Source organism: Ructibacterium sp. SJQ-7, from assembly GCF_054696575.1.
Window position 1 is genome coordinate 2,815,795 of record NZ_CP195193.1, and the last position, 18,610, is coordinate 2,834,404.

Annotated in this window: 18 protein-coding genes and 1 pseudogene; 16 read left to right on the top strand and 3 right to left on the bottom strand. The window is 39.1% G+C overall.

All coding sequences use genetic code 11. The features are described 5' to 3' along the window. Nucleotides 1-3: 3 nt before the first annotated feature. The 14 genes and pseudogenes from topA (at nucleotide 4) to ACSAMO_RS12475 (ending at nucleotide 13,952) form a co-directional block, all read left to right on the top strand. Nucleotides 4-2,095: pseudogene (gene topA / locus ACSAMO_RS12410) on the top strand (type I DNA topoisomerase). Continuing rightward, on the top strand, nucleotides 2,092-3,408 hold the full coding sequence (gene trmFO / locus ACSAMO_RS12415) for a methylenetetrahydrofolate--tRNA-(uracil(54)-C(5))-methyltransferase (FADH(2)-oxidizing) TrmFO (RefSeq protein WP_499209430.1): 1,317 nt from the start codon (nucleotides 2,092-2,094) through the stop codon (nucleotides 3,406-3,408). The pseudogene topA and the gene trmFO overlap by 4 nt, the downstream one beginning before the upstream one ends. Next, on the top strand, nucleotides 3,401-3,805 hold the full coding sequence (locus ACSAMO_RS12420; protein ID WP_499209431.1) for a hypothetical protein: 405 nt from the start codon (nucleotides 3,401-3,403) through the stop codon (nucleotides 3,803-3,805). The genes trmFO and ACSAMO_RS12420 overlap by 8 nt, the downstream gene beginning before the upstream one ends. Before the next feature lie 91 nt (nucleotides 3,806-3,896). Continuing rightward, nucleotides 3,897-4,760, top strand: a complete 864-nt coding sequence (gene gpr, locus ACSAMO_RS12425) for a GPR endopeptidase (RefSeq protein WP_117968204.1) — start codon at nucleotides 3,897-3,899, stop codon at nucleotides 4,758-4,760. Between the two features lie 115 nt (nucleotides 4,761-4,875). Then, the gene (gene yfmF / locus ACSAMO_RS12430) at nucleotides 4,876-6,132 is read left to right on the top strand and encodes an EF-P 5-aminopentanol modification-associated protein YfmF (RefSeq protein ID WP_117968206.1); all 1,257 of its coding nucleotides are present in this window, start codon (nucleotides 4,876-4,878) and stop codon (nucleotides 6,130-6,132) included. Next, nucleotides 6,132-7,421, top strand: a complete 1,290-nt coding sequence (gene yfmH / locus ACSAMO_RS12435) for an EF-P 5-aminopentanol modification-associated protein YfmH (RefSeq protein ID WP_117968207.1) — start codon at nucleotides 6,132-6,134, stop codon at nucleotides 7,419-7,421. Before yfmF ends, yfmH begins: the two co-directional genes overlap by 1 nt. Before the next feature lie 104 nt (nucleotides 7,422-7,525). Further along, complete coding sequence (spoVAD, locus tag ACSAMO_RS12440; protein ID WP_147514091.1) at nucleotides 7,526-8,533, top strand: stage V sporulation protein AD; 1,008 nt, start codon at nucleotides 7,526-7,528, stop codon at nucleotides 8,531-8,533. 11 nt (nucleotides 8,534-8,544) lie between these two features. Beyond that, the gene (gene spoVAE / locus ACSAMO_RS12445; RefSeq protein WP_117968211.1) at nucleotides 8,545-8,901 is read left to right on the top strand and encodes a stage V sporulation protein AE; all 357 of its coding nucleotides are present in this window, start codon (nucleotides 8,545-8,547) and stop codon (nucleotides 8,899-8,901) included. Nucleotides 8,902-8,964: 63 nt separating this feature from the next. Then, nucleotides 8,965-9,822 (top strand): shikimate dehydrogenase, encoded by an 858-nt coding sequence (aroE, locus tag ACSAMO_RS12450; protein WP_499209432.1) that lies wholly within the window; start codon nucleotides 8,965-8,967, stop codon nucleotides 9,820-9,822. Continuing rightward, complete coding sequence (locus tag ACSAMO_RS12455; RefSeq protein ID WP_412275624.1) at nucleotides 9,819-10,343, top strand: shikimate kinase; 525 nt, start codon at nucleotides 9,819-9,821, stop codon at nucleotides 10,341-10,343. The genes aroE and ACSAMO_RS12455 overlap by 4 nt, the downstream gene beginning before the upstream one ends. Continuing rightward, nucleotides 10,340-10,738: an RrF2 family transcriptional regulator gene (locus tag ACSAMO_RS12460; protein WP_147514093.1), complete on the top strand. Its 399-nt coding sequence runs from the start codon at nucleotides 10,340-10,342 to the stop codon at nucleotides 10,736-10,738. Before ACSAMO_RS12455 ends, ACSAMO_RS12460 begins: the two co-directional genes overlap by 4 nt. A gap of 110 nt (nucleotides 10,739-10,848) precedes the next feature. Beyond that, nucleotides 10,849-11,541 (top strand): N-acetylmuramoyl-L-alanine amidase family protein, encoded by a 693-nt coding sequence (locus tag ACSAMO_RS12465; protein WP_499209433.1) that lies wholly within the window; start codon nucleotides 10,849-10,851, stop codon nucleotides 11,539-11,541. 119 nt (nucleotides 11,542-11,660) lie between these two features. Then, the gene (gene serC, locus ACSAMO_RS12470; protein WP_499209434.1) at nucleotides 11,661-12,740 is read left to right on the top strand and encodes a 3-phosphoserine/phosphohydroxythreonine transaminase; all 1,080 of its coding nucleotides are present in this window, start codon (nucleotides 11,661-11,663) and stop codon (nucleotides 12,738-12,740) included. A gap of 57 nt (nucleotides 12,741-12,797) precedes the next feature. Next, the gene (locus ACSAMO_RS12475) at nucleotides 12,798-13,952 is read left to right on the top strand and encodes a phosphoglycerate dehydrogenase (protein WP_022230429.1); all 1,155 of its coding nucleotides are present in this window, start codon (nucleotides 12,798-12,800) and stop codon (nucleotides 13,950-13,952) included. Nucleotides 13,953-14,098: 146 nt separating this feature from the next. On the opposite strand, the gene pflA is transcribed toward ACSAMO_RS12475, so the two are convergent. The 3 genes from pflA to ACSAMO_RS12490 form a co-directional block, all read right to left on the bottom strand. Continuing rightward, the gene (gene pflA / locus ACSAMO_RS12480) at nucleotides 14,099-14,836 is read right to left on the bottom strand and encodes a pyruvate formate-lyase-activating protein (RefSeq protein WP_482489787.1); all 738 of its coding nucleotides are present in this window, start codon (nucleotides 14,834-14,836) and stop codon (nucleotides 14,099-14,101) included. A 6-nt stretch (nucleotides 14,837-14,842) separates the two neighbouring features. Beyond that, the gene (gene pflB, locus ACSAMO_RS12485) at nucleotides 14,843-17,095 is read right to left on the bottom strand and encodes a formate C-acetyltransferase (RefSeq protein WP_117968227.1); all 2,253 of its coding nucleotides are present in this window, start codon (nucleotides 17,093-17,095) and stop codon (nucleotides 14,843-14,845) included. A 249-nt stretch (nucleotides 17,096-17,344) separates the two neighbouring features. After that, nucleotides 17,345-17,725, bottom strand: coding sequence for a metal-dependent transcriptional regulator (locus ACSAMO_RS12490; protein WP_022230432.1), 381 nt, complete (start codon nucleotides 17,723-17,725; stop codon nucleotides 17,345-17,347). A 379-nt stretch (nucleotides 17,726-18,104) separates the two neighbouring features. Between ACSAMO_RS12490 and ACSAMO_RS12495 the strand changes: the two genes are divergently transcribed. Continuing rightward, the gene (locus ACSAMO_RS12495) at nucleotides 18,105-18,317 is read left to right on the top strand and encodes a FeoA family protein (protein ID WP_022229318.1); all 213 of its coding nucleotides are present in this window, start codon (nucleotides 18,105-18,107) and stop codon (nucleotides 18,315-18,317) included. 21 nt (nucleotides 18,318-18,338) lie between these two features. Continuing rightward, a complete protein-coding gene (locus ACSAMO_RS12500) occupies nucleotides 18,339-18,560 on the top strand; it encodes a FeoA family protein (RefSeq protein WP_022229317.1) in 222 nt (73 codons plus the stop codon). Nucleotides 18,561-18,610: the final 50 nt, after the last annotated feature.

The window sequence follows — 18,610 nt, forward strand, 5'->3', positions numbered from 1 at the left end:
TATATGGCAACGAAAAAGCTGTTAATAGTGGAGTCACCGGCGAAAGCGGGGACAATAAAAAAATATCTTGGCAAGGACTATACAGTTATGGCGTCTATGGGGCATATAATCGACCTTCCGAAAAGTCAAATGGGTATAGACTTTGAAAATGATTACACACCGAAATATATAACAATACGCGGTAAAGGACAGCTGCTTACACAACTGAAAAAAGAGGCTAAAAAAGCAGATGTAGTTTATCTCGCAACTGACCCGGACCGCGAGGGTGAGGCAATAAGCTGGCATTTGGCGGAGGCACTTAAAATAGACCCTGAGTCAAATTGCCGTGTAACGTTTAACGAAATTACAAAAACAGCCGTTAAGGCGGCAATAAAACAGCCGAGAAAGATTGATATGGACCTTGTTGACGCACAACAGGCAAGACGTGTGCTTGACAGAATTGTGGGTTATACAATCAGTCCTATTCTTTGGGAAAAGGTTAAAAGAGGACTTAGTGCCGGCCGTGTACAGTCTGTTGCGACAAAGCTTATATGTGACAGGGAAGAAGAAATCGAAAACTTTACTCCTCAGGAATATTGGTCAATCGAAACGGTTTTGCATGATCCGAAAAGTAAAAAGGATTTTAATGCAAAATATTACGGTGAAAAGGGCAAAGAAGTAAAGCTAAACAATGCCGAAGAAACAAAGAAAGTTTCGGACGCAATAGCAAATGCCGATTTTGTTATAGAAAAGGTTAAAAGAGGTCAGCAAAAGCGTAATCCTCAACCGCCGTTTACGACAAGTACTCTGCAGCAGGACGCATCAAGAAAGTATAATTTCCAAGCGGCAAAAACAATGCAGATTGCACAAACTCTTTACGAAGGTATTAACCTCGGCGGAAAGATAGGAACAATAGGTCTTATAACGTATATGAGAACAGATTCGCTAAGAATTGCCGACGACGCACAAAAAGAGGCGGTTGCATATTTGACCGAAAATTACGGAAGCGAATATGTAAAGGCAAAGCAATACAAGACAAAAAAGAATGCACAGGACGCCCATGAGGCTATCAGACCGACTTCAATAAACATAAAGCCGATTGATATTAAGGATAAACTTACAAACGACCAATACAGACTTTATAAGCTTATTTGGGAACGATTTGCCGCAAGTCAGAATGACAAGTGCGGTATATGACACAATGCAGGTAACTATTGACGCAAACGGTCATACATTTAAGGCGAGCGGTTCAAACATAAAGTTTAAGGGTTATATGACGGTGTACGTTGAGTCAACGGACAACAAGGAAAAGAAAGAAAAAATGCTTCCTAACCTTGAAGAAAATCAAACCGTTGCACTTAAAAGTTCGGAGGAAAAGCAACACTTTACTCAACCTCCCGCAAGATATTCGGACGCTACACTTATCAAGGAGCTTGAAGAAAATGGCATAGGCAGACCGTCAACGTACGCACCGACTATTTCAACAATCGTGTCAAGAGGATATGTCGTAAGAAGTAAGAAACAGCTTGTTCCGACAGAGCTTGGATTTGTTACGTCGGAAATTATGAAAAATAACTTTTCGGATATTGTGGACGTTGAATTTACGGCTGATATGGAAAAAGAGCTTGACAGCGTTGAAGAAGGCGAATTGAATTGGAAAAAGCTGATTAACGATTTTTATCCGTCATTTAAGGATACACTTGAAAAGGCACAGAAGAACATCGAAAAAATTCAGATTAAAGACGAAGAATCGGATGTCGTATGTGAAAAGTGCGGAAGAAAAATGGTGTACAAGCTGAGTAAATTCGGTAAATTCTTGGCTTGTCCGGGTTATCCCGAATGTAAAAATACAAAGGCTATCCGTGAAGAAACAGGTGCGAAATGCCCTAAGTGCGGCGGTGAAATACTTGTTAAAAAGTCAAGGAGAGGTAAGGTTTACTACGGTTGTGAACATTCGCCGAAGTGTGACTTTATGGTATGGGATATGCCTGTTAAGGATGAGGCTTGTCCTCAGTGCGGCGGCTTGCTCCTTAAAAAGCAAGGCAGAAACGGTAAGATTTTCTGCTATAACGAAGATTGCAAATATGAGAGAAAGTTAAAGGAAGAAAAGAAGTGAAAGTAAAAGTTATAGGAGCCGGACTTGCCGGTTGTGAGGCGGTATGGCAGCTTGTAAAGCAGGGAATTGACGTTGACCTTTACGAAATGAAACCGGTAAAGTATTCACCGGCACATTCAAATGAAAATTTTTCGGAACTTGTGTGTTCAAACTCTTTGAAGGCTGACAGAATTGAAAATGCGTGCGGTCTTTTAAAAGAAGAAATGCGTATGTTTGATTCGGTTATGATGGAAGCGGCTGACATAAGCCGTGTACCCGCGGGCGGTGCTTTGGCGGTTGACAGAGATGTTTTTGCAAAGCATATAACGGAAAAAATTAAAAATCATCCGCGTGTAACCGTATTTAATGAAGAAGTTACGGAAATCAATCCCGATGAATATACAATAATCGCAACAGGTCCGCTTACTTCGGACGGACTTGCCGATGAAATAAAGAAAATTACAGGTTCGGACGAATTGTACTTTTATGACGCAGCCGCACCGATTGTGACGGAAGAAAGCATTGACAAAGAAAAAGTTTTCAAGGCGGCAAGATACGATAAAGGTACAGCCGATTATATTAACTGTCCGATGACAAAAGAGGAATACACCGCTTTTTATAACGAGCTTATCACGGCTGAAACAGCACCGCTTAAAGAATTTGAAAATCAAAAGGTTTTCGAGGGATGTATGCCTGTTGAGGTTATGGCAAAAAGAGGTGAACAGACGCTTGTGTTCGGACCGCTAAAACCTGTCGGTCTTGTAAATCCAAAGACTGGCAAGGACGACGCATATGCGGTTGTTCAGTTAAGACAGGATAATAAAGAGGGTACGCTCTATAACCTTGTCGGTTTTCAGACGAATTTGAAATGGGGAGAGCAAAAACGCGTGTTCTCAATGATTCCGGGACTTGAAAATGCCGAATTTGTGCGTTACGGAGTTATGCACAGAAACACTTATATAAATTCTCCGACGCTTTTAAATAAGTATTATCAAATGGAGAAGTACCCGAAAGTATTTTTTGCGGGACAGATAACAGGTGTCGAAGGTTATGTTGAGTCGGCGTCAAGCGGAATACTTGCCGGATATAATATGGCGGCTATGCTTAACGGAAAAGATATGTTTGAACCGGATTCAAAAACTTGTATCGGTGCATTACCGCTTTATATTTCAAATTCTGCAAATACAAAGTTCCAGCCGATGAATGCGAATTTCGGCATTATCGACGGACTTAACGAAAGAATAAGAAATAAAGCCGAACGCTATAATAAAATAGCAAATCGTGCTTTAGATATAATGAAAGATAAATTGAAAGGTGAGAATGATGATGAGTAAAAAGAAAATTATAGCATTGGCAATGTCAGCCGTTATGGCAGTCGGAATGATTGCAGGCTGCGGAAGTACAAATAATTCAGGCACAGACACGGCACAAACAGAAAGCACAGAAAAGGTAACTCCTACATTTATGTACTTTGTGGCAAATGCGGACGATAACTTTGACGCAACAAACACAATGTACACTGAACTTGAAAACGAATATAAGGACAAAATCAACTTTCAACTTGTAAATGTTGACGAAAATCCTGAGGCACTTGAAAACTTCTCATTGGTAAAAGACCAAACTCCTGCACTTATTATGCTTGATACATCAAACAATATTTCGGCTATTGAATTTAAGTGCAGTGATAAAGACAAGCTAAAAATAGACATAGACAATGCACTTGGAAAATAATCGAAAAGATGAGCGATACAACCGTATCGCTCTTTTTTGTATAATAATCTCTGTTTTTTCAAAAGATAGATGAAAAAAGGAGATTGTATAAATGCAGAATATAAGAACAGACTTGGCGGTGGAGGCACACGAACTCAGCAGACGTGAGGCGAAAAATGCAACGGAAATAGACGGTGTTATATCCGATGTGCGTACAGAGGACGGAATAACCGTTACGAATATAGAAATAACAAACGAAAACGGAAGTAAGGCACTCGGCAAGGCGATAGGCAATTATATAACGATTGAGTCGCCGAATTTGAAATACAGTATTGATATATACGAAAGGGTATGCACTCTTATTTCGGAGGAAATTCGTAAAATGGCCGATATAAAAAGTGACAGCCTTACACTTGTCGTAGGACTCGGAAACCGTGACATAACGCCTGACGCACTCGGTACGGAAGTGGTGTCAAGGCTGTTGGTGACACATCATATAAAACAGAATATGAAAGATTTTTTTGATGATAATATAAGCGGTGTATGTGCGTTGATACCCGGAGTTCTCGGAACGACAGGCATTGAGACTGCTGAGATTATCAAGGCGGTAAGCGAAAAGGTGAAACCGAATCTTATTATCGCCGTTGACGCAATGGCGGCGGCGGATATAAGACGTGTTTCGACCACTGTACAAATATCGGATACGGGTATTCAACCGGGTGCCGGTGTGGGAAATAACAGAGAATGTCTTAATGAAGAAACGATTGGTGCAAAGGTGATTGCGATAGGTGTACCGACCGTTATAGACGCCGCAACAATATCAAAGGTTGAAATACCAAAAGAGCTTGCACCGCTTATGGTTACGACAAAGGACATTGACCTTGTAATCGAAAGAACGGCTAAAACCGTTGCAAACGGAATTAATCTTGCACTGCACCGAGATATGACATTAAGGGATATAGAAAGCTATGTCTAAGTCCGTTGACAGTTCTAAAAATCACATCATAGATGTAATTTTTGAGGATTTTCGATGATTGACATATGGTTTGTTTTGGGGTAAAATATATTAAAAACAGTAAAGGAGAAACGGAATGGAAAGTATTAATATAAATTCAAATATAAATCTGTATTATATACCTATGACGAAATTGAAAACAACTACGATTGACGTATATATTCACAGAGATTTAAACGAAGAAGAATCGTCGCTTAACGCACTTTTGCCTTATGTGCTTAAAAGAGGCTGCAAACTTTGCAGTGACAGTGAGGCAATTTCAAAGTATCTTGAGAATCTGTACGGTGCCGGAGTCGGCGTCGGAGTTTTAAAACGCGGTGACGATCATATTTTGCACGTTGCATTTGAAACAATTTCCGATAAATATGCACCGAACGGTGAAAAACTTTGTGACAGCGTTATTGACCTTATGCTGTCAATAATGTTTGAATCAACTTCATTCAGCGATGAAATTGTCGAACAGGAAAAGAAAAACGCAAAAGACAGAATAATGGCAATGATGAACGATAAGCGTCAGTATGCTGTAGAACGCTGTATCGAAACAATGTTTGAGGGTGAAAATTATGCAATTTCAAAACTCGGTACACAAGAGGGTATTGATAAAATAACTGCCGACAATTTGAAAAAGCATTATGAAAATATTATTACATCATCTGTTATTGATATTTATATATGCGGTGATGCGGACGCAAATGCACTTGCCGAAAAAATAAAGAAATACACAGGCAAAATTGCGTTTAAGAATGCGGATATTCCTAAGACGGAAATATATGTTCCGAAGAACGAAGTTAAAAACGTTACTGATAAAATGGACGTTGTACAAGGCAAACTTTGTATGGGATTTTCAACAGGCATAAAGCCTACAGACAGTGATTATCCCGCATTGATGGTTGCAAACAGTATATTCGGCGGCGGCGCTCACTCGAAGTTGTTTAACAATGTGCGTGAAAAGCTTAGCTTGTGCTATTATGCCTCGGGCAGTCTTGACAAAAACAAAGGCGCTTTGTTTGTAAACGCAGGTATTGAATTTAAGAATTTCCAAAAGGCATATGATGAAATACTTGTTCAGCTTGAGAATGTTAAAAACGGCGAAATATCACAGCTTGAATATGAGTCAAGCATTAATGCAATTATAAATTCGCTTGAATCATACAAGGACGACCAAGATATGTTGCAGTCATTCTATTTGGGACAGAAAATAGTCGGAACTGATTATGATATAGACACGCTTAAAGAAAAGATAAGCAAGATAACGATGGAGGACGCTGCAAGAGTGTTTAAAAACGTTAAACTTGAAACAGTGTATTTCTTAACGGGAAAGGAGGATGCGTAATGGAATTGCAGTACAGAAAAAATGACAAAACAGGTGAGGAACTGTATTACACAACACATTCTTCAGGACTCGGAATATATATAATTCCTAAAAAAGATTACAGCAAAACGTATGCAATATTCGGTACAAGATACGGCTCTGTCGATTCAAAGTTTGTTGTACCGGGTGAGAGTGAGCTTACTGAAGTGCCTGACGGTATAGCACATTATCTTGAACATAAAATGTTCGACCAGCCGGACGGCAGTAATGTATTTGATAAATTTTCAAAGTACGGCGGCAATGCAAATGCGTTTACATCATTTAATATAACGGCGTATCTGTTCTCGGCAACGTCTAATATCGAAGAAAATATCGAAACGCTTATGGACTATGTTCAAAGTCCGTATTTTACGGAGGAAAGCGTACAAAAGGAACAGGGTATTATCGGACAGGAAATAAGAATGTATGACGACAGCGGAAGCTGGAAGTTGTTCTTTAATTTTCTGAACTGCCTGTACAAAGAACACCCTGTTAAAAAAGAAATTGCAGGTACGGTTGAAAGTATAAGCCATATAACGCCTGAATATTTGTATAAGTGCTACGATACATTTTATAACTTGTCAAATATGTCGATAGTTGTTGTCGGAAATGTTGACCCTGTTAAGATTTCTAAGGTTATTGAAAACGGTGTAAAGAAGAATGAGCCGTTTGAAGAGAAGATTAAAAAGGTATATCCGACAGAGCCTGATGAAGTGGCAAAACATTACGCAGAACAAAGTTTGAGCGTTGCAATGCCGTTGTTTATGACAGGTTTTAAAGATACAAATAACGGTTTCGGCGGTGATGAGCTTTTAAAGAAAAGTATAGAAACGAATATTATTTTAAAAATGCTTTTCGGAAGAAGTTCAAAGTTTTATAAGAGCCTTTACGAAAAAGGACTTATAAACAACAGATTTTCACTTGAATACACAATGCAGCCTGATTATGCGTATTCATCAATAGACGGTGAAAGCAGTGACCCTAAGGCAGTGTATGAGGCGGTTATAAACGAAGTTGAAGAAACAAGAAAGAACGGTCTTTCAAAAGAAGATTTTGAGAGAATTAAAAAGGTTGTTTGGGGCGAATATATCCGTTCACAGAATGATGTAGAAGATTATGCAGTGACATTTTTACAGATGTTGTTTATGGATATTGATTATTTCAATTTCTATGATGTGTATAAGACAATAACTTTTGAAGATGTTCAAAAACGTTTTGAAGAACATTTCGTCAAAGAACATTCGGCATTGTCGGTAATCAATCCTGTATAAAAAATATCGGTGACAAACAAAAATACACCTATGTTAAGAGGTGTATTTTTTTGTGCATAAAATTAAGTATTTTTACGAAAACTAACAAACAAGGAGATGATAATATGAATAACAGACTCGGACGGCAGACTGTTACGTTTGACAATCCGCCGATAATAATAGAAACCGCCTCGACAGTGGGTCAAAAAGAGGGAAAAGGACCGCTTAAAAGTACATTTGACGTAATACTTGACGATGATACTTTAGGTGAAAAGTCGTGGGAAAAATCGGAGAGTATGCTCCAAAAAAAGACCGCACTTTTAGCACTTGAAAAAGCAAAATTACAACAAAGCGATATAGATTACATTCTTGCAGGCGATTTGTTAAATCAGTGCGTGGGCGCACATTACAGCGTCAGAGATTTTGATATACCGTTTTTGGGATTGTACGGTGCGTGTTCAACTATGACTGAGAGTATGTCAATAGGAAGTATGATTGTCAGTGCCGGATTTGCGGATTATGCAATGTGCCTTACTTCAAGCCATTTTTGTTCGTCGGAAATTCAGTTCAGAAATCCGCTTGAATACGGCGGTCAGCGTACACCGTCGGCACAATGGACCGTTACGGGTGCAGGGTGTGCGATATTGTCATCAAAGGGAACAGGTCCGAAAATAACGCACGTCACAACGGGAAAAGTAATAGACAAAGGCGTAACGGATATAAGCAATATGGGTGCGGCTATGGCACCGGCGGCCATTGATACGCTTATCGCACATTTTAACGACACACACAGAACTCCCGATTATTACGATATGATACTTACGGGTGATTTGGGGGTTGTCGGCTCGGACATTCTTGTGGAGCTAATGCTGAAAGAAGGCTTTGACATACGAACAAAGCATAAGGACTGCGGTAAAATGATTTTCGATATTGAGGAACAGGACGTTCACGCAGGCGGCAGCGGTTGCGGTTGCTGCGGCAGTGTTTTTTGCGGATATGTGTACAGAGAACTTAAAAGACATAATCTAAGTAAGGTGCTTGTTATGGCGACCGGTGCGTTGATGAATCCTATGATTATAGAACAGGGCGAGAGTATTCCGGCAATCGCTCACGCAGTTGCAATAGAAATTTAGGAGGGAGAATAATGGACTATTTAAAGGCATTTATAGTAGGCGGTCTTATATGTGCGGTTGGTCAGATTTTGATAGATAAAACCAAATTGACTCCGGCAAGAATTTTGGTTACGTTTGTTGTGGTCGGTGTATTTTTACAGCTTATAAAAATATATCAGCCGTTGGTTGATTTTGCAGGAGCCGGTGCAACTGTTCCGCTGACCGGTTTTGGATATAATCTTTGCAAAGGCGTGGAAAAAGCCGTTTCGGAAAAAGGCTTTTTGGGAATATTCACAGGCGGTTTAACTGCAGCGTCGGGCGGTATTGCGGCGGCACTTGTGTTCGGTTTCTTGGTGTCGATTATTTTTAGGTCTAAATCGAAAAAATAGTCTATTCAAATTCATATAATTATGGTATAATACCATATATACTTTATGAATGGAGATAAAATAATGTTTGAAATAAACGGACACACAAAACAGCTTGGAATAATCGGATATCCTGTTGAGCATACGTTTTCACCTAATATGCACAACTTCATATCCGAAACCGTACATAACAACTATGTTTACGGAGCATGGTGCGTAAAACCCGAAGATTTGAAGGACGCAATAGGCGGTATGAGAGCACTCGGAATAAGCGGAATTAACGTCACAGCACCGCATAAGGTTGAAGTTATGAAGTACATAGATGTTGTAACTGACGGTGCAAAAAAGCTTGGCTCTGTAAATACGGTAGTAAATAGGGACGGTAAATTGTACGGCTATAATACAGATGCGGACGGTTTTTGTATGGCACTGGACAAAGCCGGTATTGAAATCGAAAACAGCAGAATACTTATAATCGGTGCCGGTGGTGTGGTTCGCCCTACGCTTATAAGATTAATTGACAATAAGCCGAAAAGCATAACTGTTGTGAACAGAACTAAGAGCAAGGCTAAGACACTTGCAGAGGATATTTTGAAGAGTACGGGATTTGAGGTTAATACTGAAATAGATAAGCTTGAATTTGATATAGTCATAAATACAACCTCGGCAGGTATGGAGCCGCAGGAAAACGTAATGCCGATTGACAATATTGAAGAAATCAATGATTTATCATTTATAAACGAAAATACGGCGGCTGTCGATATGATATACAATCCCGACAAAACATTGTTTTTGCAAGAGGCAGAAAAACGTGGCGCAAAAATCCTAAACGGACTTGGTATGCTAATATATCAAGGAATTATTGCATATGAATTATTTACAGACACAAAACTTCCTGACGATATGTGTGAGAGAATCAAAAAGGAGGTTTTCGGAAGATGAATATAGTGCTTACAGGTTTTATGGCTACGGGTAAAACCGAAATAAGCAAGGCTATTTCTGAAATTTCAAAGTATAATCTTGTTGATACGGACGATATGATTGTGGAACAAGAGGGAATTACAATTAACGAAATTTTCGATAAGTGCGGAGAAGAATATTTCAGAAAAACTGAATGTGAAGTTATAAAAAAAGCGGCGGAAATGAAAAATGTTGTTATCGCAACAGGCGGCGGCGTTGTACTAAATGAACAGAATATAGAAAATCTCAGAAAAACAGGTGTTATTTTTAATCTGTCGCCAGATTTTTCGGTTATACGGGAACGTCTTGAAGAAGCAAGAAAAACAAGACCGCTTTTAAAGCGGGACAGCATTGAAAACATCAAAAAAAGATTTGACGACAGAAAACCGTTTTATGATAACTGCGATTACAAAATCAAGGTTATACACGGCCGTACTCCGCGTTCGTATGCTATGGAAATATTAGAAATTATGGAGAGCAGTCAGGGGGCAGGAAAGCAATGAAAATAACGAGAGAGGCAGATTATGCACTTAGAATTATTGCTATGTTGGCTGATGAAAACAGACAGATAGAGGCAAAAGCGATTGCCGAAAAAAACGATATTCCGTACCGATTTACATTAAAAATTTTGCGAAAAATCGTTCAAGCCGGAATAATTAAATCGTACAGAGGCGTAAACGGCGGATATGTTTTGAATAAAAAGCCGTCGGAGATAACTCTTAAAGACGTGATTGAAACGATAGACGGTAAAATTGCGATAAATAAATGTATGGAAAATCCCGAGTCGTGCAAAAATAACGGCATATGTAAAGTACAGCGTAAGCTGTACAAAGTACAAAAAGTTTTGGCAGATGAAATGTCTAAAATAACTTTTCAAGACGTTTTGGACGGAAAATAATATGTGAGCAGATAAAGCATAGAAATGTTTTGTCTGCTCTGTTTTTGTGTATAACAATGCCGTTTATCACATATTAATGTATTATTCTTACTTGAAAGGTGAGGGGTAGTATGATATTTACAAGAAAACATATTGTGATAGCGGTATTATTTGCGGTTGTGGGTATTGTGATTGGTATAGGTATAAAACATTATGAAACATTGCAGACCTTTTCAAGTTCCGATATAAAGGTTGTGCTTGACGCCGGACACGGCGAGCCTGACGGTGGGGCGGTGGGTGTGAGCGGAGTGGTGGAAAAGGACATTAATCTTGCGATTGTTCAAAAATTGCAGGAAGTGCTTGAAAGCAAAGGTTTTGAAGTGATTTTAACACGCAGCGGCGACAGCGGGTTACAGGACGAAAATGCCGAGACTATTCGCAAAATGAAAGTATCGGATATGAACAAACGGTTAGATATTATGAAAAACAGTCACGCAGATATTTTTGTGAGCATACATATGAATTCGTTCGGTGACCAAAAAGTGAGCGGTCTGCACATATTTTACGACAAAAATCACCCCGAAATCGAGAGGCTTGCAAAAAGTATTCAAAATAAAATGAGCGAGGTGACGGGGGCGGAAATGCACGCGGTAAAGACCGCAGATGAACGATTATTTTTAATGAAAAATCCGCCTATGCCCGCAATACTTGTAGAATGTGGTTTTTTGTCAAATCCGGACGAGGAGAAAAAACTTGCAAGTGACGAATATCAGTCAAAAATTGCGTGGGCAATCGCAAGTGCAATAGAGAATTATACAAAGTGATGTAAAAATAAAGAGAAATTATGTTAAATTTTTATCGGAGTTTGGTCAATATGTATTGACGGAAATGGAATTTTGATATATAATAATAAGTATATTATATATATTGGAGGCTAAAAAAAATGAGTAGAGTTTATAACTTTTCAGCCGGACCATCAATGCTGCCTGAGGAAGTATTGAAGAAGGCGCAAACTGAAATGCTGGAGTACGGTACAAGCGGTATGTCCGTTATGGAAATGAGCCACCGATCTAAGGACTATCAAGATATTATCGACAGTGCTGAAGCTCTTGTAAGAGAACTTATGCACGTTCCTGATAATTACAAAGTATTGTTCTTGCAAGGCGGCGGTTCAACACAATTTGCTATGATTCCGCTAAATCTTGCGTCCAAGAATAAGAAAGCTGATTATGTTATAACAGGTCAGTGGGCGAAGAAAGCAGCTGCCGAGGCTGAAAGATACATTACAGTCAACAGAGTTGCATCTTCTGCCGATAAAACTTTTTCATACATACCAAAGCTTGATAAATCAAAATTTTCAAGCGATGCAGATTACTTCTATATCTGCTACAACAACACAATTTACGGAACAAGATATACAGAACTTCCACAGTGCGACGTTCCTCTTATCGCAGATATTTCATCATGCGTAATGTCAGAGGAAATCGACGTTTCAAAGTTCGGTTTACTGTTTGCCGGTGCACAGAAAAATCTTGGCCCTGCAGGTGTAACACTTGTAATCGTTCGTGAGGACCTTATAGGCGACGCAATGGATATTACTCCTACAATGCTTGACTATAAGACACATGCCGACAACGGCTCAATGTACAATACTCCTCCGACATACGGAATATATGTACTAAAGCTTGTTCTTGAATGGATAAAGGAACAAGGCGGAGTTAAGGCACTTCAGGAAATCAACGAAAAGAAAGCTAAAATTCTTTATGATTATCTTGATTTATCAAAGATGTTCAAGGGTACAGTAGTTCCGGAGGATCGTTCACTTATGAACGCACCGTTTGTAACAGGTAATGAAGAACTTGATGCTAAGTTCGTTGCAGAGGCAAAAGCTGCCGGTTTTGTAAACCTAAAGGGTCACAGAACAGTCGGCGGTATGAGAGCAAGCATTTACAATGCTATGCCTGTAGAGGGAGTAGAGAAATTAGTCGAATTTATGAAGAAATTCGAGTCAGAGAATATGTAATTATATTACACCCGAAGCTATTCGGGTGTTTTATATAAATGAAAAGGAGATTAGACAATGTTCAATATATTGACACTTAATAAGATAGCTAAATGTGGTCTTGACCAGCTTAACGATAATTATAAAATAACTGATGATGCCAATGTTGACGCAGACGGTATCATTCTTAGAAGTTTTAAAATGCACGATATGGAATTGCCTGAATCACTAAAGGCAGTTGCAAGAGCAGGTGCGGGAACAAACAATATTCCGATTGACAAGTGCAGTGAAAAGGGTATCGTAGTATTCAATACTCCGGGTGCAAACGCAAATGCTGTTAAGGAATTGGTTATTGCAGGTATGTTGTTGGCATCAAGAGATGTTATCGGCGGTGTCGCTTGGGCAAATACACTTACCGGCGATGACGTTGACAAGCAGGTTGAAAAGGGTAAGTCAAACTTCGCAGGCTGCGAAATTAAGGGCAAGACTCTTGGTATAATCGGTTTGGGTGCTATCGGTATTCTTGTTGCAAATGCGGCTTATGCTTTGGGTATGGAAGTTATCGGATATGACCCTTATTTGTCGGTTGACTCTGCTTTAAAACTTTCAAGACACGTTAAAAAGGCTAACAGCCCTGAAGAAGTTTATGCGGCAGCAGATTACATAACAATTCACGTTCCGCTAATGGATTCAACAAGAAATACAATTAACGCCGAAACAATCGCACAAATGAAAGACGGTGTTATAATTCTTAACTTTGCAAGAGGTGGTCTTGTAAATAATGCGGATATTAAAAAGGCTTTGGCTGACGGTAAGGTTGCTAAGTACGTTGTTGACTTTGCTGACAGTGAAACAGTCAACCAACCGGGTATTATAAACATTCCTCACCTTGGTGCGTCAACTGCCGAATCGGAAGATAACTGTGCAGTTATGGCTGCTCAGGAATTGGCTGATTACCTTGAAAACGGTAATATCCTAAATTCGGTAAACTTCCCGAATTGTTCACTTCCTGAAGACAATATCGGAAGAATTGCTATTGCACATAAAAATATTCCGAATGTTATCGCTAAGTTTACAGAGGCACTTTCAAGTGTGAATATCTCAGATATGATTAATAAGTCAAAGGGTGAGCTTGCATATACAATCATCAATACTGACCACGCAATCCCTGCAGAAGCTATTGAAAAGCTAAATCAAATTGACGCTGTTATAAGAGTCAGAGTTATTAAATAATTGAATTTATAGCTAAATATGAGCCGTACAGTTTAAAGCTGTACGGCTTTTTGTATGCGTAAAAGTTTTGGGTGTTATAATGAACAACAATACCCAATCGTTTTAATAGCAATAAAAAAGACGGAGCATATGCTCCGTCTTATATATTACTGTTTTCTGATACCTGCATGGATTCGCTGTTTAGCATTTTCAATGCGTTCGGCAGATGGGGGAGATATACTTTCCAATGAGTAAGGAATACCTAAGTTCTCCCACTTGAATTTACCAAGTGTATGATAAGGTAAAATCTCTACACGGTCTACATTTGAAAGTGTATCAATAAAATCACCCAAAGCGTCTAAATCTTCATCAAAATCGCTGTGTTCGGGAACAAGAACGTGTCTTATCCAAACAGGCTTATTGATTTCAGAAAGATACTTTGCCATTTCGATAATATTTGAATTATCAAAACCTGTTAAGTCTTTATGGCGAGCAGGGTTGATTTCTTTCAAATCAAGAAGCAGTAAATCGGTATATTTCATAAGTTCTTCAAACTTGCTGAAGAAAGGTTCTTCCTTTGTGAAAGGATTACCGGCAGTATCAATACAAGTATTAATACCAAGCTCTTTAGCTTTTTTGAACAATTCAATTACAAAATCAATTTGTAATAACGGTTCGCCGCCGCTTATGGTAATACCGCCGTCTTTGCCCCAATAAGGTTTAAAACGCAATGCACGTTTTAAAATCTCATCGGCAGTTACTTCATCTCCGCCGTCCATTTTCCAGGTATCCGGATTATGACAGTAGCGGCACCGCATATGGCAGCCTTGCATAAAGACTATAAATCTTACGCCGGGTCCGTCAGCGGCACCAAAACTTTCAGTTGAATGAATGTGTCCTATCATATCAAATTACATTGATGCGTGACAAGTTCTTGAGATAACGTCAAGCTGTTGCTCACGAGTAAGGTCAATGAACTTAACTGCATAACCTGATACACGGATTGTAAAGTTAGCGTATTCTTCCTTTTCAGGATGTTCCATAGCGTCGATAAGCTTTTCTTTACCGAATACGTTAACGTTTAGGTGGTGAGCACCTTGATCAAAGTAACCGTTAAGAACGTTTACAAGGTTTGTAACCTGTTCTGATTCTTCGTGACCAAGAGCGTCAGGGTTAATTGTTTGTGTATTTGAAATACCGTCAAGAGCGTACTCATATGGCAATTTAGCAACTGAGTTAAGTGATGCAACCAAACCGTTTTGTTCTGCACCATATGATGGGTTAGCACCCGGTGAAAGTGGTTCACCTGCTTTACGTCCGTCAGGAAGTGATGCAGTAGCCTTACCGTAAACAACGTTTGATGTGATTGTAAGGATTGATGTTGTAGGCTCTGAGTTACGATATGTGTGGCACTTCTTAATCTTAGCCATAAATGTCTTTAGTAGCCATACTGCGATTTCGTCAGCACGGTCATCATCGTTACCGTAACGAGGGAAGTCGCCTTCTGTTTCAAAGTCAACTACAACGCCGTTTTCGTCACGAACTGTCTTAACCTTAGCATACTTAATAGCTGAAAGTGAGTCAACAACGTGTGAGAAACCTGCGATACCTGTTGCGAATGTACGACGTACATCTGTATCGATAAGAGCCATTTCAGCTGCTTCATAGTAATACTTGTCGTGCATATAGTGAATTACGTTTAGTGTACGTACATAAACTCCTGCAAGCCAATCCATCATCTTGTCATACTTGTCAAGAACTTCGTCATAATCAAGATATTCAGAAGTGATTGGTCTGTATTCAGGACCGACTTGTACCTTTGTTCTTGCGTCTATACCGCCGTTGATAGCGTATAGAAGACACTTAGCAAGGTTAGCTCTTGCACCGAAGAATTGCATTTCTTTACCTGTCTGTGTTGCAGATACGCAGCAGCAGATAGCGTAGTCGTCACCCCAAGTAACACGCATAACGTCATCGTTTTCGTATTGAATTGAGCTTGTACGAACTGAAATAGCAGCAGCATAACGCTTGAATGCTTCAGGAAGCTTTGATGAGTAAAGAACTGTTAGGTTTGGTTCAGGTGAAGGACCCATGTTTTCCAATGTGTGAAGGAAACGGAAGTCGTTCTTTGTAACCATTGATCTGCCGTCAACACCTTTACCGCCGACATTAAGTGTAGCCCAAACCGGGTCACCTGAGAATAGTTCGTTGTATGATGGGATACGAGCGAACTTAACCATACGGAACTTCATAACCATATGGTCGATAAGTTCTTGAGCTTCTTCTTCTGTTAGAGTACCGTTGTCAAGGTCACGTTGGATATAAATATCAAGGAATGTTGATACTCTACCAACACTCATTGCAGCACCGTTCTGTGTTTTGATAGCTGCAAGATAACCGAAGTATAGCCATTGGCAAGCTTCTCTTGCGTCCTTAGCAGGCTTTGAAATGTCGAATCCGTATGATTCAGCCATTGTCTTCATTTCTTTAAGAGCGTTGATTTGCATTGTGATTTCTTCACGTTGACGAATTTCATCTTCAAACATTGATTCACTTTGGCATTCAACGAAATCTTCTTGTTTCTTTGCGATAAGCATATCGATACCGTAAAGAGCAACTCTACGATAGTCGCCTACGATTCTGCCACGGCCGTATGTGTCAGGTAGACCTGTAATAATCTTATTCTTACGAACTGCACGCATTTCAGGTGTGTATACATCAAAAACACCTTGGTTATGTGTCTTGTGATACTGAGTGAAAATCTTGTGAAGTTCAGGGTCCGGCTCATAACCGTATGTGCTGCAAGCTTCTTCTGCCATCTTAATACCGCCGAAAGGCATAAATGCACGCTTAAGAGGCTTGTCTGTCTGTAGACCTACGATCTTTTCAAGGTCTTTCATGCTTTCGTCAATATATCCTGGCTTATGAGCGTTGATACCTGTAACGATATGAGTATCCATATCAAGTACGCCGCCCTTAGCTCTTTCTTCCTTCTGAAGCTCTTGAAGTTTACCCCATAGCTTGTTTGTTGCGTCTGTTGGACCTGCAAGGAATGACTCGTCGCCATCATATGGTGTGTAGTTCTTCTGGATGAAATCACGAGTGTCGATATCATCGCACCATTTACCTTGTTCAAATCCTTTCCATTGTTCGAAATCTGTCATTTGTTTTGACCTCCCATAATATATTCAACTGTTTTGTAAACAGTTGTGAACTGATAGTGTTTTACAGTTAGCAAAAAGTTAGCTAAAAGTAAGTTTTTACTGTATGGTTAGCTGTTTCTAACCACGTTGATTATACCATATTAAACATACTTTTGTCAACGATTCATACTATATTGGTATGAGATTTGTCGAAGTACATTAATAAGCAGATAAAAGACAAAATAATTTAGATAATATTGCTAAAACAAATCATATATTTTCATTTGTGTGACTAAGAAAATATTCTTTGATTTTCTGAAAAGTAATATCACTTAAATCATGCTCTATTTTACAACTGTCATCATACGCGGTTTCTTCATCGACACCGAGGGCGATAAGAGCCTTGGCGATAACCTGGTGACGTTCATAGATTTTTTGAGCAATCTCCATACCTTTGTCGGTAAGGGTGATATTGCCGTCGGTATCAACGGTAACATAGCCTTCTTCACGAAAGGATTTCATTGCAACGGATACGCTCGGCTTTGTGAAGTTAAGGTGATGAGCAACATCAATACTGCGAACATAACCGTTTTTGTTCTTTAACATAAGTATGGCCTCCAAATAATTTTCAGCCGACTCTTTGATTATCATAGTTTAACACCTTTCTGTGTGAAAATGTGTACATATTGTAGTAGTAAAGATATTATATCACAATAAATTGCGATTGTCAAAAAATATATTGAATATTTTAAAAAAATTTTCGATAATTTTTTAAGTGAAAACAGTAAGTTTAGGCTAACAAATTTTAGGAACGAATAAAAAATGAGCAAACATAAGGAGAAATACAACATTTTGTGCAAAGTGAACAACAATTTTTAAAGTTGACGCGTAAAAAAGATATGACATATACACTTGACAAGAAAGGTTAGTTTTGATAAACTAACTAATGGTTAGAAAGTGCTAACCAAAAACTATATTCTTGGGGTTAGTTTTTATTTATACGAATGCTAACCAGAACGGAGGTAAATTTATGATGCCTTTAACACTGGTAGATGTTGATGAAGACAACATAATTAAAAAGATTGGCGGAAAGCCGGAAGTAAAAAAACATCTTGAAAATCTTGGTTTTGTTGTAGGAGGACACGTCAAGATAATCAGTAAACTTGGCGGAAACGTAATTGTAAATGTAAAAGAAACCAGAGTTGCAATCAGCAACGAACTGGCACAAAAAATTATGATTTAATTAAAGGGAGGTACAGCGCAAATGAAAACACTTAAACAGGCAGCAATCGGCGATACTGTAAAGGTAGTCAAATTGCACGGTGAAGGTGCGGTAAAACGCAGAATTATGGATATGGGTATCACAAGAGGTGCTGAAGTGCATATTCGTAAGGTTGCACCGCTTGGTGATCCGATTGAGGTCACAGTAAGAGGTTATGAGCTTTCATTGAGAAAAGCCGACGCAGAAATGATTGAAGTTGAATAATTTTGGTATATTCATTAATGTACTGAATTAAATTGTGAAAGAGAGGAATT